The 14155-nt window shown below is 31.8% G+C and carries 14 protein-coding genes; 10 read left to right on the forward strand and 4 right to left on the reverse strand.

Going from position 1 to position 14155, the window contains the following annotated elements:
- The first annotated feature begins 71 nt into the window (after positions 1-71).
- Both ACKI32_RS01200 and ACKI32_RS01205 read left to right on the forward strand, forming a co-directional pair.
- Positions 72-1265, forward strand: a complete 1194-nt coding sequence (locus ACKI32_RS01200) for a hypothetical protein (RefSeq protein ID WP_407412851.1) — start codon at positions 72-74, stop codon at positions 1263-1265.
- Complete coding sequence (locus ACKI32_RS01205) at positions 1265-1984, forward strand: metal-dependent hydrolase (RefSeq protein ID WP_407412852.1); 720 nt, start codon at positions 1265-1267, stop codon at positions 1982-1984. Before ACKI32_RS01200 ends, ACKI32_RS01205 begins: the two co-directional genes overlap by 1 nt.
- Here ACKI32_RS01205 and rqcH read toward each other — a convergent pair.
- Positions 1981-3987 (reverse strand): ribosome rescue protein RqcH, encoded by a 2007-nt coding sequence (gene rqcH, locus ACKI32_RS01210; protein ID WP_407412853.1) that lies wholly within the window; start codon positions 3985-3987, stop codon positions 1981-1983. The genes ACKI32_RS01205 and rqcH overlap by 4 nt on opposite strands.
- A gap of 83 nt (positions 3988-4070) precedes the next feature.
- On the opposite strand from rqcH, the gene ACKI32_RS01215 reads away from it, so the two are divergent.
- Positions 4071-4343, forward strand: a complete 273-nt coding sequence (locus ACKI32_RS01215) for a hypothetical protein (protein WP_407412854.1) — start codon at positions 4071-4073, stop codon at positions 4341-4343.
- Here ACKI32_RS01215 and ACKI32_RS01220 read toward each other — a convergent pair.
- Positions 4338-6155 carry a DUF2070 family protein gene (locus ACKI32_RS01220; protein WP_407412855.1) on the reverse strand — a complete coding sequence of 606 codons (1818 nt, stop codon included), beginning with the start codon at positions 6153-6155 and terminating at the stop codon, positions 4338-4340. The two genes, ACKI32_RS01215 and ACKI32_RS01220, sit on opposite strands and share 6 nt — an antisense overlap.
- A gap of 111 nt (positions 6156-6266) precedes the next feature.
- Here ACKI32_RS01220 and ACKI32_RS01225 point away from each other — a divergent pair, with 111 nt between their 5' ends.
- The 3 genes from ACKI32_RS01225 (at position 6267) to ACKI32_RS01235 (ending at position 8377) form a co-directional block, all read left to right on the forward strand.
- Positions 6267-6788, forward strand: coding sequence for a FumA C-terminus/TtdB family hydratase beta subunit (locus tag ACKI32_RS01225; protein ID WP_407412856.1), 522 nt, complete (start codon positions 6267-6269; stop codon positions 6786-6788).
- Between the two features lie 104 nt (positions 6789-6892).
- A complete protein-coding gene (locus ACKI32_RS01230) occupies positions 6893-7222 on the forward strand; it encodes a hypothetical protein (protein ID WP_407412857.1) in 330 nt (109 codons plus the stop codon).
- Entirely contained in the window at positions 7223-8377 is a 1155-nt protein-coding gene (locus tag ACKI32_RS01235) for a TIGR03576 family pyridoxal phosphate-dependent enzyme (protein ID WP_407412858.1), read from the forward strand.
- On the opposite strand, the gene ACKI32_RS01240 is transcribed toward ACKI32_RS01235, so the two are convergent.
- Complete coding sequence (locus ACKI32_RS01240) at positions 8367-9284, reverse strand: biotin--[acetyl-CoA-carboxylase] ligase (RefSeq protein ID WP_407412859.1); 918 nt, start codon at positions 9282-9284, stop codon at positions 8367-8369. The genes ACKI32_RS01235 and ACKI32_RS01240 overlap by 11 nt on opposite strands.
- An 18-nt stretch (positions 9285-9302) precedes the next feature.
- The gene (locus ACKI32_RS01245; protein ID WP_407412860.1) at positions 9303-10796 is read right to left on the reverse strand and encodes an acetyl-CoA carboxylase biotin carboxylase subunit; all 1494 of its coding nucleotides are present in this window, start codon (positions 10794-10796) and stop codon (positions 9303-9305) included.
- Positions 10797-10869: 73 nt separating this feature from the next.
- Here ACKI32_RS01245 and ACKI32_RS01250 point away from each other — a divergent pair, with 73 nt between their 5' ends.
- The 4 genes from ACKI32_RS01250 to rplC form a co-directional block, all read left to right on the forward strand.
- Entirely contained in the window at positions 10870-11499 is a 630-nt protein-coding gene (locus tag ACKI32_RS01250) for an METTL5 family protein (RefSeq protein WP_407412861.1), read from the forward strand.
- A gap of 182 nt (positions 11500-11681) precedes the next feature.
- The gene (locus tag ACKI32_RS01255) at positions 11682-12587 is read left to right on the forward strand and encodes a cation diffusion facilitator family transporter (RefSeq protein WP_407412862.1); all 906 of its coding nucleotides are present in this window, start codon (positions 11682-11684) and stop codon (positions 12585-12587) included.
- Positions 12588-12821: 234 nt separating this feature from the next.
- Positions 12822-13649, forward strand: coding sequence for a putative RNA uridine N3 methyltransferase (locus ACKI32_RS01260; RefSeq protein ID WP_407412863.1), 828 nt, complete (start codon positions 12822-12824; stop codon positions 13647-13649).
- A 342-nt stretch (positions 13650-13991) separates the two neighbouring features.
- Positions 13992-14155: 50S ribosomal protein L3 (rplC, locus tag ACKI32_RS01265; RefSeq protein WP_407412865.1), on the forward strand; the 164-nt coding region annotated here is incomplete at its 3' end.

Genomic DNA, 14155 nt, shown 5'->3' on the forward strand with positions numbered 1-14155 from the left:
TTATTAATGGTGTTGAATAAATTTTATAGTAGTTAAATATAGAGTGATTATTAATTGATAAGGGTGAAAACGTGGGAAATACAATAAAATTAGTTTCAGGTTTTATTTTATTTGTAATTGGTGTTCTCATAGCATATGAGGCAACTGCATATAACTTGTTAGATCTTCTTATAGCAGTTGGTGGAATCATTGCAATTATAGGTTTTGTACTTATAATTAGCTATTTCTTAGATTCTAGTGCTGACAGAACAACTAATAAGATTAAAGAATTTTTACAGTCTAATGAATTTAATCCAGGTTCATTCGCTGGTTTTGAAAGAAAATCATCAAATCCAGATAGGCCTCTTAAAGTTAGACAAAATTATGATGATTATAGTTATGATGATGGGGATGAATACGAATATGATGGAGGATATGAAGAATTAGATGTTGAAGATTATGAAACTCCGTCTCCTCGTAGTTTTTTAAGAAGTACTGTTGAAGATAATCCAAAAGCAGTTTTAAATGTTGTTAATCAACCAGAAACTGAAGTTAACTTTGATAAACAACTTGATTTTGTTCCTCATTATGATAAACCATTAAAAGTAACAAGGGCTCCTAAAAAACGTGAGCAAGATTACTTTACAGAAGAAATTCCACCATTTGTTGTGGAAGAAACTGATAAAACAAATGAAATCAAACGTGTTTTATCTGAGGAGCCTGTAATTGAAGAAACTGTTGAAGTTAAACCAGAAATTCAAGATTTAACTCCGCCTAGAGATATTAAAATTGATCTTAATGATCCTGAAAGTTTACCAATTCCAAAATCACTTAACAGTTTTGTAATTTATAATGGGGGATTGGTTACTTCAAAAGAGGCATTTGATGAATTGGCAGTCAACGTAAATAAGGAAATCATGTTAGAAATTCCATCATTAAATGATTTATCTGATAGATTTTTATCACATGTTCCAACAATCTATTCTAGAGTAATCATAGATGAATTTGATGTTTCAGACATGTCTTACATGTTCTTAATATCTTCTCTTTTAAGACAAGGTGTTCATATTAGAACTGTACCTAAAGTACATACAGTTAATTTAATCACTGATGATTCACATGCAATGATTATTTCTGAAGGTCAAAATGATTTGGAATATGGTGCAATATATGATGATAGAAGTTCCATTTCAGATATTAGATCCAACTTTGAGAAAACTTGGAGCATTGCATCAAATTTAGATGAGAATATCCTTATGAATAGTATGGCTGGAGGAAATGCATAATGGAAATTAGATGGTTAGGACATTCTGCATTTGAAATTATCTCTGATGATAATGTAAAAATATTAATTGACCCGTTTATTAGCAATAATCCGGCTTGTCAAGTCCCTGTTGAAGATTTAAATCCTGATATTATATTACTTACTCATGGACATTCCGATCATTTTGGCGATGCATTAGAAATATCAAATAGTACAAATGCCCCTATTGCTTGCATCCATGAAATTTCACTCTTTTTAGCTAAACAGGGAATAAGAAACATCAGTGCCAATATTGGTGGGTCATTTGTATTTAGAAATATTAAATTTACTATGCTTGAAGCAAAGCACTCTTCTGATATTGATATGGTTGAAGAAGTTGTTCCTGGAGGATGTGCTGCAAGCTTTTTGATAACATTTGAAGATGGAACTAAAATTTTCCATGCAGGTGACACTGGTTTGTTTGGTGATATGAAAGATATCATTGGTTCAATTTATAAACCGGATGTAGTGTTACTTCCAATTGGGGATAAATTTACTATGGGTCCTTTTGAAGCAGCCCTTGCTTCAATGTGGTTAAATCCAAAAGTAGTTATTCCTATGCATTATAATACATTCCCTCCAATAGAACAAGACCCGGCAATCTTTGCTAACTTTGTTAGTCAGTTTAACCCTAAAATTGATGTTGTGGTCATGAATCCTGATGAATATTTTGAATTTAATCCTGAAAACTACCAGGATTAATATTTTTCATATTTTTTTCTTTGATGATACTCTTCGTCGATGTCACATTTTCCAGATGGCAGTACTCTAATAATATCATCTAAAGTCAATAAATCATCTTCATTGATTTTATTAATTATTTTTTTTGCTATCGCTTCTTTTTTTGTAAAACCTGGTTTTAATACAACATAATTTTCACTGTGTGCCTCAAGTGCTTCTATTGGCCCGGCCATTATGCGTTTTCCTTCATAATCTACAATTCCAATAGCTAGTTTTACTCTTGCACCTCGAATGTAGTTTCTGTGACCCCTTATAACAAATGATCCTTTGGCTAAAAACTCCCCTGATTCTGGTGTTTTTGAAACTTGGTCCGGATGGACCCAAAAAACGTCTTGAGATGTGAAACCCATTGACCAAGCAGATGAAAATGATGCTGCAAACTCCCCAGATTCTTTAAGGATATTGTCATTTAATTCATTACCATTTAATTTAATTGCAGTTGATGTTGCACCATGTATATCTGCATGTAAGTAAATATCATTAGGTTCTAAATATTTTTTCACAATACTTTCATTACTATTTGCATCTCTACCGCCAATAACTAGTATATTGTCGGAGCTTATGAACCATCTAAGTTTTTCATACCATTTTAGGTTCTTTTTAACTCTTTTTTTCGGAACTGCAATATGTTCCATTGCGATATCCTTTTTAGCTTTAATGTCTTCGAGTTGTTTTTCGGTATTTTCAATTGCAATTAATGCTCCTTTAATTTTTCTTTTTGCTTTTTTAGATTTTTCATAATATTTTTCAGCATTTTCAGGTATTGTTAATTTTGGGTCTATGTTTATCTTAGTCCCATCAATGTCTAAGGTCAACACGCCCATTTTATCAATTGATTCATAAATCTGAGCTTCAGCCATACCATCATTTTTAGCTTTTTTTAAGGTTTTTCCAATTTCTTTAAAAGAATAATCTTTACTTCTTGCTGAGTTTACTACATTTATGATGTTTTCTATTGAAGGGTAATTAGAATAAATAACCTCTCCTTTATGTTGACTTTCTTCGATAGTCTTTTTAAAATTTTCAAGTGTTTCTTGTTGTAAACGTAATCTTTTTTCAAACTTGTTAACCTTTTTATTCCAGGCAGCTTCTTTCACATCTTTAATACTTGTATTGACTTTTTTTGAATAAAATTCATCACAAGCTTCATTAAAGTTATCATAATAGGTTTTTTCAAATTCTTCGTATTTAACTAAATCAAGAGCCACAACATCTTCTTTGGAATCCTTTTTAACAATCTGTGGTTTTATTTCTTCATTTTTTAAATTATCGAATAAGTTTTTAAGACTAGTATAAAGTCCGTTTATCTGGTCTTGGTTTAATTCGGATGTTGGTGTATTTTTTTCAATTCCTATTGTTTCGTTGGCCCGTTTAATGATTTCTTCAGCATATAAACTTCCAAGTCCATTCATTGCAAGAGTTCTTACAACATCTCTGTCACCATTCTTGATTAATTCATTAAATTCTTCTTCACTAACATCAATGGGATTAATTCCTCTTTCTTCAGGAAAGATATATTCTTTTTTAGAACTTATATCCCTATGGCTCCATTGTTTTCTCTTGAGTGGTAAAATAATATTGTTTTCATCATCTAAAAGGATTATATTTCCTTTATCAAATAGTTCCACGATTATTGTGTAGTATTTATCTTTTTTCACTTTGATTTCAACTACACGATCAAAATTATGTTGTTTGATGCTTTCAACATGGGCTCCTTTAATCCTTTTTCTTAAAAGCATAGGAAATGTAGGTGGTGTTGTTGGATTTTCAAGCGGATACTGGCTAGTGTGTATTCTGGACCCACATTGCATGACTAAATCAACTCTACCAGTTCCTGGAACGTGGAATCTCATAACAACAATATCTTTTGTTGGTTGAAAAGATTTGTCAACTCTAGCACCATTTAATAATTTATTTAATTCGTTACTAATTGTATAAATGTCAACATTGGACATGGATTTCATTATTTACCACCTTTTCATAGATAATTTAATATATTATAACTTCCTAAATTATATTAATATATTTAATTTAATGGAGGATATCAATGGACGCAACTATTAAAGTTACTACTATTCATTTAATTGCTGCTCTTGTTGCAGCATTGATTTCAACTGCTTTGACTCTCGGTTGGATTGGATTTAAAAATGATATTTTTGCATTCTTTGTTGCTGCAATTATCTTGTATTTCACAGGTAAATTTTCCCAGAAAATTGCAGGTGATGAAATTTCAGGATTTTCTCAATGGTTATGGGATGGAATAGCACCATTCTTCTTTACATGGGTTATTTCATATACTTTATTTGTAATGTATTTATAGACCACCAAAGAATATCCAGATAAATGCAATTACTAATGCAGTAATCAATAAAACTGGAGCTATAATCTTACTCACGGCCACAACAGAACTAATTGTTGAAATCAATTCTGTTGAATTGTTTGGACCAAAAGTATTGAGATTTTCTATTTTTTCAGTTCCAGTTCCAACTTCTACTTTTTCTAAATCTTTTATAGCTTCTATGATACTTATTTTAACATATTCTATTATTTCTAATCTTTTTGTTATACCAATTGGGTTGTACCCTCTTGAAAGTGTATTGACTGTATGGGTATCAGTTGTCATCACTTCTATTTCGTCAATGTCCAAATCACTTACAGAATCAATTATTTCTTGTCTAAATCCTTTTTCCATGTTATTGGAGTCAAATAAAACATAAGCAGTTCTTTGGTTATCTACTTCAATAATCATGGTTTTAATACCGCTTTCACCTATTCCCTCTTGTTTGTCGAATTTTGGCATGTTGTTTTCATAACAACCAATTCTTACATCACTTTTATTTTGATTAGGTTCGATTTTATCAATAACGTCTATCAAATGGAATACTTCCGCATTTCCTGGAAGTACCTCTCCACTTTCAGCAGTAAATGAATTATGACAATCAACAATAACAGAATCCTTTACATTACATTTGCTTCTACTTTGAGCCATCATCGTAAGGCCAACACCGAATTCAATATCGTCAACGGCTTCAGGGGCAAATGTGGATAATATAACCATTCCTTCGTTAAAGAATTGAACTCCAATACTTGCTTTTTGGGAAGTATATCTTACAAATTTACTTGCACTTGGAGAATATTCAATATTTTCTAATCCTCTTTTGACAGAATTTTCAATTTTGTCAATTTCAGATACTGCAATCGGATTGAAATCATGTGTTGAAGGACCATGTGCAACCATTGTGAAATGATTAAATTTATTTGCAAGAAGGGTAGGCATATTGGATCCTCCTAAATCACCAAGAGGTCCTGGATGCACTGAAGGTGAAATAAATAATGCTTTGATTCCTTCTTCAGTTTTAAAACTAATGAATGTAACAACTGTATCAATTGCTTCGCTCATATTCTCAAATAATCCTTCAAGAGAGTTTGATCCTTCGTTCATATGGGCTATAAATAAACTTAATAAATCTAAAACTCCAATTCCTAGATTTTTCTTAAATGGAGATGCAATGATTTTAATAAATGCATAAATGGCTAAAACAAATATTATTCCTGCAATAACTGCTTTAATAATAATCTGGTTTATTACAGGGCCAATAAAACTAGTGTCGCTACTGAAAAATGTAATGAGAATGTACATTGCCAATATGAGTGAGGGTTGGATTAAAGCAGTTATGAATGCTTTTGAAAATCCGACTTTTGCGGTTGCCCAGAAAACAAGAGTGTTAAATCCAAAAATTAAAACACAACCAAATAGCATGGAATTAAAAAATAAATCCATATTGAAGATTCTGCTGACTATAGTTCCACCAATTACTATTAAACCTAAAAAGGTCATGGAAAGGCCGCATAAAAACATGGAATGCTTTATTCTCACATTAATTCCATTTAGTACACTTATGGTTTGTTGGTTCAATGTTCCACTCATAATTGAGCTTATTCCAAAAACTACCAATCCAAATAATCCTCCAGCTATGAATTCTAAAATTCCAACTGACGGGAGATAATCAATGACATAACAGGTTCCACCTATTAGAAAACTGATTATAAACATTCCAATTATTGAATATTGTGTTTTTGGTAGTGTTGTAATATATTTAGACAATCCTGCAACGCTACTCATACTTGACATAATTTTCCTCAGTATTATGTTTAGCCATTAAATTTATTAAATCTAAAAATTTTATATATCTATAATTGTATTTTTCTTAAAATATATTTATTACTATAAAAAGGTGAATTAATGGAAAGAAAATTAAATGTTCCAATTAAAGATGAAAATTTAAATGAGTTAAAAGCGGGGGATGTAGTTTATCTAACTGGCAATATATTGACTGCTAGGGACCAAGCTCACAAAAGGATTATTGAGCAAGGTGCACCTTTAGATATTGAGGGTGCCGTTCTTTTTCATGCTGGCCCAATTATTACTAAAAAAGAGGGCAGCTATGAGATGGTAGCTATTGGTCCTACTACTTCAATGAGGATGAATCCATATCAAAGTGATGTTTTGGATATGGGTCCTAAAATTATCATCGGCAAAGGTGGTATGGATGATACAGTTAGAGAAGCATTAATTAGAAATAATGCTATTTATGTGGTTGCTACTGGTGGTTGTGCAGCATTATATGTCGATGCTGTTGAAGAAATTGAAAGTGTGGATTGGTTAGACCTTGGAATGCCAGAAGCAATGTGGAATTTAAAAGTTAAAGATTTTGGACCACTCATAGTTGCAATGGACAGTCAAGGAAATAGTTTATATGATTAATTTTCCGTGTTAAAAAGGAATACTTATATATAATTTAATTTATAGTATATTTTGATTTACATTAATTGGTAATTTTGGAGAGAAAAAAATTAGAAGTGATAATTATGGCTGATATTGATGAACTTGCAGAAAAAAAATTGAAATCAAGAATGACTAAAATTAGAAAATGTAATAGGGAACCTGAAGAGAAACTAAAGTTTTCAGAAAAAATTGGTACTACTTTTAGAATGGAATTCCATAATAAAAATCCTGAAAAATTACTTGATGAAATTAATATTATTACTAATCCGGATGGTAAAGTTTTATTTGCCGAATATAACTATATGGTTCCAGAAACTGAGGAATTTACTTCCGTTGATATTAATGAAAAACAATTAAAATCTATTTTAGAATTCTTTGAAGATTATAAATTGAAATTAGATGATTCTGATTAAATGATTGTTGATAACTCTTTGGATGAAGTTAAAAAAAGAGAAAATGCATTATCAATTATTAAAGAGATAGTTGAAAATAAAGGCAGATCTTCTTTATATGATTTAACTGGTTTATCTGGTGGATTTATAGCAAATTCATCTGAATTAAGTCTTTTAGAAACATATGTTGGTCCAGCTATTTTTGAAGAGGCTCTTCAAGAAGTGGGTATCCAACATATGGGTGGTGAAAAAGTATTGCCATTAAATAGGACTTCTTCCGGCATACTTGCTACAATTTTAACTCTTGTTGGTAAAGATACTAATGTGGTGCATTATTTGGCAGAACTGCCTGCCCATCCATCCATTCCAAGAAGTTGTAAGTTAGTTGGAGCAAATTATTCTGAAACCGATATTTTTGATGAGTTTTCAATACCTGAAAATACTTCATTGGTTGTTATTACTGGTTCTACAATGGATCATAAAGTAATTGATGAAGACGAATTTAAAAAAGTAATTGAAATGGCTCATGATAGAGATATTCCTGTTTTAGTCGATGATGCATCTGGAGCAAGACTTAGAACCGTAGTATTTAATCAGGCTAAAGCTTGTGATTTAGGTGCAGATATTGCAATTACAAGTACTGATAAATTAATGCCGGGTCCAAGAGGAGGGCTTATGGCAGGACGTGAAGAGTTGATTGATGACATAAAAGTTAAAGTTAATCAATTTGGTCTTGAGGCACAGCCACCAGCAGTTCTTGCAATGTTAAATGGTATTAAAAACTTCAAAGAAGATAATTTGATTAAGAGTTTTACAAGAAAAGATGAATTATTTGATTTATTGAATGAAAATTTCAATAATTTTAAAAAATCACCCACTGGAGTTATGATTTCTCCAGAAAACTTAGCAAAGGAAGTCAATACTTCTCATAATTTATCAGATAATGATTTGGCATTTGTATTCTCATTTATTTTATTAAAAAATCATGGAATCATTACAATCCCACCAGTTTCAATGCCTGGAGCATCAACAACAATAAGATTCGATTTATCCACTAGTGATGCTTTTAATTTGGATTTAAATGATTTAAATAAAAAAATAGTATCTTCATTTGTTGAATTACTGGATGTAATCACAAATGAAGAAAAATGTAGGGAGATTGTATTCAGTTCTTGATTATACATTCTCCAGAAATTACTTTTTCTAAGGTTCCATCAATTTTTTCTACAATTAGTGCTCCTTCCTTACCAATTCCGACAACATATCCATCATAATTCTTGTTGAATGGTGCTCTGACTTCTACAATTTTACCAATTGAATATGAACGTTTTCTCCATTCTTTGAGGATTTCTTCGTATCCTTCATGGTTAAAGAGTTCACTAATTTCTTCAAATTCTTTTAAGAATAATTTAATTAGTTCATTTTCTTGTACTTTTTCTTGGAGCTCTATGGATAAGGTGGTTGTACCATCTTGCATTTCTTTAGGGAAATCTCCAATGTTAAGGTTAGAATCAATTCCAACTCCAATAATGACATTTTCTATTGTGTTAAATTTAGCAGTAGCTTCTGTTAGTATTCCACAAACTTTTTTCCCACCAATCATTATGTCATTTGGCCATTTGATTTCTGGATTTTTGACACCACTCTTTTCAAGAGTTTTTGCAACTGCAACACCGGTAGCCAATGTTATGAGTGGAAGTTTAGAGTGGTCAACATCGGGGGTTAATATGATTGATAACCATATTCCTCCTAATGGGGATTCCCAGGATTTTCCAGATCTCCCTCTTGCATTGGTTTGTTTTTCGGATATTACTACAGTTCCATTTTCAACGCCATTGTCTGATAAGAATCTAGCTACTGTATTTGTTGAACTTACTTCATTGAAAACAAATATCTCTTTACCGATATATTTTGTATCCAAGTCTTTAGAAATTTCTGATGCATTGATGTATTCTGTTTCTTTTTTTCCAATTTCTTTAACTAAATTTACAAAATCACCAAGATTTACTTGTTTAATTTCATCAATTGCATCTTCAGAAAGTTTTCCTTCTTTTTTCAACAATTTAACAATTTCTTCTCTCATTGATAACGCTCCAAATTGTTATTTCTTTTGAAGTTGTTGGTGTTTGACTCTGTTTTGATAAGACCCAACAGCGGCAGATATTGCAGCAATCTTTTTACCAGGCATAAATGTGGATTTTAATCTGTTTACATATTCTGTATCTTCAGCAATGACTTTTTCCATGTCTGCTTCAATAGCTTTTTTATAAGTGTCAATGAAATGAGTATTTAAATCCCCGGAAAGGAAATTAGGATTCCTTAAAATTGCTTTATGGAATGGAATTGTAGTTTTTACACCTAAAATGATGTATTCACTTAATGCTCTTTTCATTCTGTTAACAGCATCGTCTCTGTTTCTTCCATAAGTAATCAATTTTGAAATCATTGAATCGTAAAATGTAGGAATTGTATAATTCATATATACTCCACTATCTAAACGTACACCGGGTCCTCCAGGAGACCTGTAACCTGTAATTTTACCGGGATTTGGTGCAAAGTCATTAAGAGGATCTTCTGCATTGATACGGCATTCAATTGCATGTCCATTTACTTGAATATCTTTTTGCTCGTAACTTAATTCATCACCGTTTGCGATTTTGATTTGTTCTTTAATCAAGTCAGTGTTTGTTACAAGTTCAGTAATTGGATGTTCTACTTGAATACGAGTGTTCATCTCAAGGAAGTAATATTCTCCGTTGTCATATAGGAATTCAACAGTACCTGCACTTGTGTATCCTATATATTCTGCAGCTTTAACTGCACTTCCACCCATTTCCTCTCTTAACTCTTCAGTCATAATTGGGGAAGGTGATTCTTCGAGAAGTTTTTGATGTCTTCTTTGGATAGAACATTCTCTGTCAGCTACATGGATAACGTTCCCATGCTCATCAGCTAATAATTGGAATTCAATGTGACGTGGTTTTTCCAGGTATTTTTCAATAAATACTGTGGAATCTCCGAAGTTTGTGGATGCAACAGATTGTGTTGACTCAATTGCACGTACAAGTTCATCTTCTTCATAAACGGCACGCATACCAATTCCTCCACCCCCGGCGGAAGCTTTTACAATAACAGGATATCCAATTTGGCGAGCAATTTCTTTTGCTTCTTCGATGTCGGTTACACCTTCAGGTGTTCCTTCAATTACTGGGACTCCCGCTTTTTTCATGAGAGCTTTTGAAGTAATCTTGTCTCCCATCTTGTTGATTACGTCACCACTTGGTCCGATGAGTTTGATTCCATGTTTTTCACATTCCTGGCCGAATTTGGAGTTTTCCGCTAAAAATCCGTAACCGGGGTGTATTGCATCGGCGCCTGATTCAATAGCGATGTCGATGATTTTTTCAATATTCAAATATGATTTGGCAGGTGAAGGATTTCCTAATGGATAGCTTTCATCTGCATAGTTTGTGTAAAGGGAAGTGGTATCTGCATCAGAGTAAATAGCTACGCTTTTTATATCGAGTTCACGACAAGCTCGCATAACTCTTATTGCAATTTCTCCCCTATTTGCAATCAATACTTTTTCAAACATTTGAAACCTCAAAGTAATTTTTTTCTGTTAATGATATAACTATATATTAAATTATATATTAAAATATTGATTAATGAAAAAAATTACTCGTAAAAAACATTTAGAAATGAAACTCCAATCCATTCCAACCCATCCAAAACCGAAGGTTGGACTTGAACAGTATACTACTCCATCAGTTATTGCATCTGATTTATTATGGAATGCTGCTTCTCTTGGTGATATTGAAGGAAAAAATGTCCTAGATTTGGGATGTGGAACCGGAATATTTGCTATAGGTTCTGCATTAATGGGTGCAAATTCTTCACTCGGTATAGATATCGACAGTGATTCAATCGATTTGGCTGGTGAAGTTTCATATAATTTGAATGTTGGCAATGTAGAATTCATCCAAAGTGACATTTGTGATTTTAATTGTAGCTATGAAGTAAATACTGTATTTCAAAACCCTCCATTTGGGTCTCAAAGAAAAGTAGATTCAGGTCAGGATCTGAAGTTTGTAAAGAAGGCCATTGAATTGGACTTTGACGTTTTGTATTCATTTCATATGGCATCGACTGAAGAGTTCTTAATGGATTATTATAATGAAAATAATCTGGACATTACTCATATTTTCAGATATGAGTTTCCAATTCCTAAAATCTATGATTTTCACACAAAGGAAAATCGCAATGTCAATGTTATCGTACTGAGGGCAGAATTCTAAGAGCTAACTTGATATTCCTTAAGCAGTATATGTAACCTATTTTTTAAACTTTATTAAGGATAAATTAAAAAGTATTATTATAGTTTTTTAGAGATATTTCCTAATTAAAATATGATGTTGTAAAGTTTGGTATTGTTTTTTCAAATAATGGAAAACATTATGTTTTCATGAAGTAGATATGTTTGGGGATTTTTTTAAGGGAACAAAATCGTGATAAACTCGGAAAAAGGGCATCGATAGTTGAAATAGCTTCAATTTGTGTGCTGACAGTTCTCAATATTGTTGTAGGTTTGATGGGTGGAAGTTATGCATTGGTTGCTGAAGGAATGCATACTCTCACAGACATTGTAACTTCTGTTATAGCATATGTTGGGTTTAAAATAAGTCAAAGGCCTGCTGATGAAAGTTTTCCTGAAGGTTATGGACGTGCTGAAGCAATAGCAGGGCTTATAATTGTTATTGTCTTAACATTCATCAGTTTTGAAATCATGGACATGGCACACCATAAACTCGAAAATATCTCTGCAATCGTACCGCCTGACAACTATGTTGTGCTGATGGCTATTGTAGGCATAGTTTTGAATTTCATTATCAGTAGATATGTCATCAAAATTGGAAGAGAAATCAACAGCCCTGCAATTGAAGCTGACGGGCAGCATCAAAGAACAGACATATATACATCAATAGCCATTCTGGCTGGTGTTGTCGTTTCAAAAATGGGTTTTCCAATGCTTGATCCAATTATAGGTTTTATTATCGGATTGCTGATTTTAAAGACAGCATATGAAATAGGTAGGAAAAATATTCTGAACATTATGGGTTTTGTTCCGAATAAGGATGAATTTCTCTCAAAAATCAATGGTATAGTTGATGACACTCCAAATGCAAGTAATGCACACAACATTAAGGTAGATAATTTTGCATCATATCTAACAGTTACGCTACATGTGGATGTAGATGCAAATCTGACTGTTGAGGAGGCATATGAAATTTCAAATCAGGTCGAGCGAAATATTTTGGAGTTGCCTGAAATCAGATATGTCTGTGTAAAGCCTTGCCCTGACAATGAATGTCAAGACAAGGAATAAATTTTTAAAAGCTATTTTTTTCTAATTTTTATCACAAAAAACAATACCTTTATATAGTGGTGGGCACATATTTCATATTAATATATTCTCTGAGTATAAAAAAGTTGGTAGCATAAAAAGAAGCTACGGATATTATAATTGATATAATATTTTGTAAATGTGTAAGTCTATTTAGTGATAGCTATGTAAATGTAGGGTAATCTTTATATACTTTACTTAATAAAAAGTATTGTAATGTATAAAGATGAGCTATCTATATTTATTCCAAACTCATTTCTTTCTGAGTCTAAAGATCTTAAAATTCGTACTTATAAAGTAGGAATTCTAGGTAGAGCTTTAGCTATTTTTCAAGCAGATAATGTGGTTATTTATAATGATGACCATGTTAAAAATGAAGATGGAGCAGAGGATGGAGAATTTATTGCTGAAGTTTTAAATTACATGAATACTCCTCAATACTTGAGGAAACAAGCATTCCCAATAAGAGCTGAACTTAAGCATGTTGGTATTCTTCCACCACTTAGGACTCCTCATCATCCTGTTAATAGTCAACCAGACGTGGGGGATTATAGACAAGGTTTTACTGTTAAAAGAAATAAGAAAGGAACTTTTGTTGATATAGGTATGGATAAACTTGCATTCTGTAAAGAGCAACTTTCTGTCAAAAAAATATTTGATTTTAAGATTACTAAAATTGCTAAGAAAGAAGTAATAGTCACACCTGATAAACCAGATGACGTTTACTGGGGATATAATGTAATATCCTCTAATAAGAGTCTTAAAAATAGCTTAAAATTAATTAAACCTGATCTTGTTGTTGAAACAACAAGGTATGGAGATTATATTGATTCTATTTTTGATGAATTAAAACATAAAGTAGATGAATGTAAAAGTATTGCTATTTTATTTGGTGGCCCTTATTCTTCAATTCAAGAAGACGTTTCTTTTGGAAATTGGGATTTATTTAAAATAAATACTATTCCAGACCAAGGAACTGAAACTGTTAGAACTGAAGAGGCAGTTGTCGCTACACTTTCTTTATTTAACTTTATTAGATTTTAATTCTCTTTAATTTATTAGTTTTACACTACTAATAGATAACTTGCTCAACTTTTTATACATTAGATGTTTTTAGGACTTTCCTAAAATTATCTTAGCACAGAATGATTTATACATTAAATATATTCTTAATTGTGCTGCATTTTGATTAAACTCAATGGAATATATTGAAATTTAATATTTATCTAGTTGTAATTTGTTTTACGGCTATTTATTAATTCGATAAGCTTATACGTAGTATAATTTTATCAAACTTCGTTAATAGTTATTTAATTAGCTATTAGCTTAAAAAAATTAAAATGATTTAAAAATAAAGGAAAAATATAAATAAGGAGGTTAAATTAAATGGTAAGACATCACCAGCCAAGAAAAGGGTCTGTTGCTTTTAGTCCAAGAAAAAGAGCAGCAAAAGAAACCCCTAGAGTAAAAGCTTGGCCTCAAATTGATGAACCAAAATTACTCGGCCTCGCAGGTTATAAAGTCGGTATGACTCACGCTTTAGTCACTGA

Origin of the sequence: Methanobrevibacter sp. (assembly GCF_045611865.1) — an archaeon.
GTDB lineage: Archaea > Methanobacteriota > Methanobacteria > Methanobacteriales > Methanobacteriaceae > Methanocatella.

Coding starts and splice junctions, on each gene's coding strand:
- ACKI32_RS01205 (WP_407412852.1), top strand. CDS start 1,265: ATGGAAATTAGATGGTTAGGACATTCTGCATTTGAAATTATCTCTGAT.
- rqcH (WP_407412853.1), bottom strand. CDS start 3,987: ATGAAATCCATGTCCAATGTTGACATTTATACAATTAGTAACGAATTA.
- ACKI32_RS01215 (WP_407412854.1), top strand. CDS start 4,071: ATGGACGCAACTATTAAAGTTACTACTATTCATTTAATTGCTGCTCTT.
- ACKI32_RS01220 (WP_407412855.1), bottom strand. CDS start 6,155: ATGTCAAGTATGAGTAGCGTTGCAGGATTGTCTAAATATATTACAACA.
- ACKI32_RS01225 (WP_407412856.1), top strand. CDS start 6,267: ATGGAAAGAAAATTAAATGTTCCAATTAAAGATGAAAATTTAAATGAG.
- ACKI32_RS01230 (WP_407412857.1), top strand. CDS start 6,893: ATGGCTGATATTGATGAACTTGCAGAAAAAAAATTGAAATCAAGAATG.
- ACKI32_RS01235 (WP_407412858.1), top strand. CDS start 7,223: ATGATTGTTGATAACTCTTTGGATGAAGTTAAAAAAAGAGAAAATGCA.
- ACKI32_RS01240 (WP_407412859.1), bottom strand. CDS start 9,284: ATGAGAGAAGAAATTGTTAAATTGTTGAAAAAAGAAGGAAAACTTTCT.
- ACKI32_RS01245 (WP_407412860.1), bottom strand. CDS start 10,796: ATGTTTGAAAAAGTATTGATTGCAAATAGGGGAGAAATTGCAATAAGA.
- ACKI32_RS01250 (WP_407412861.1), top strand. CDS start 10,870: ATGAAAAAAATTACTCGTAAAAAACATTTAGAAATGAAACTCCAATCC.
- ACKI32_RS01260 (WP_407412863.1), top strand. CDS start 12,822: ATGTATAAAGATGAGCTATCTATATTTATTCCAAACTCATTTCTTTCT.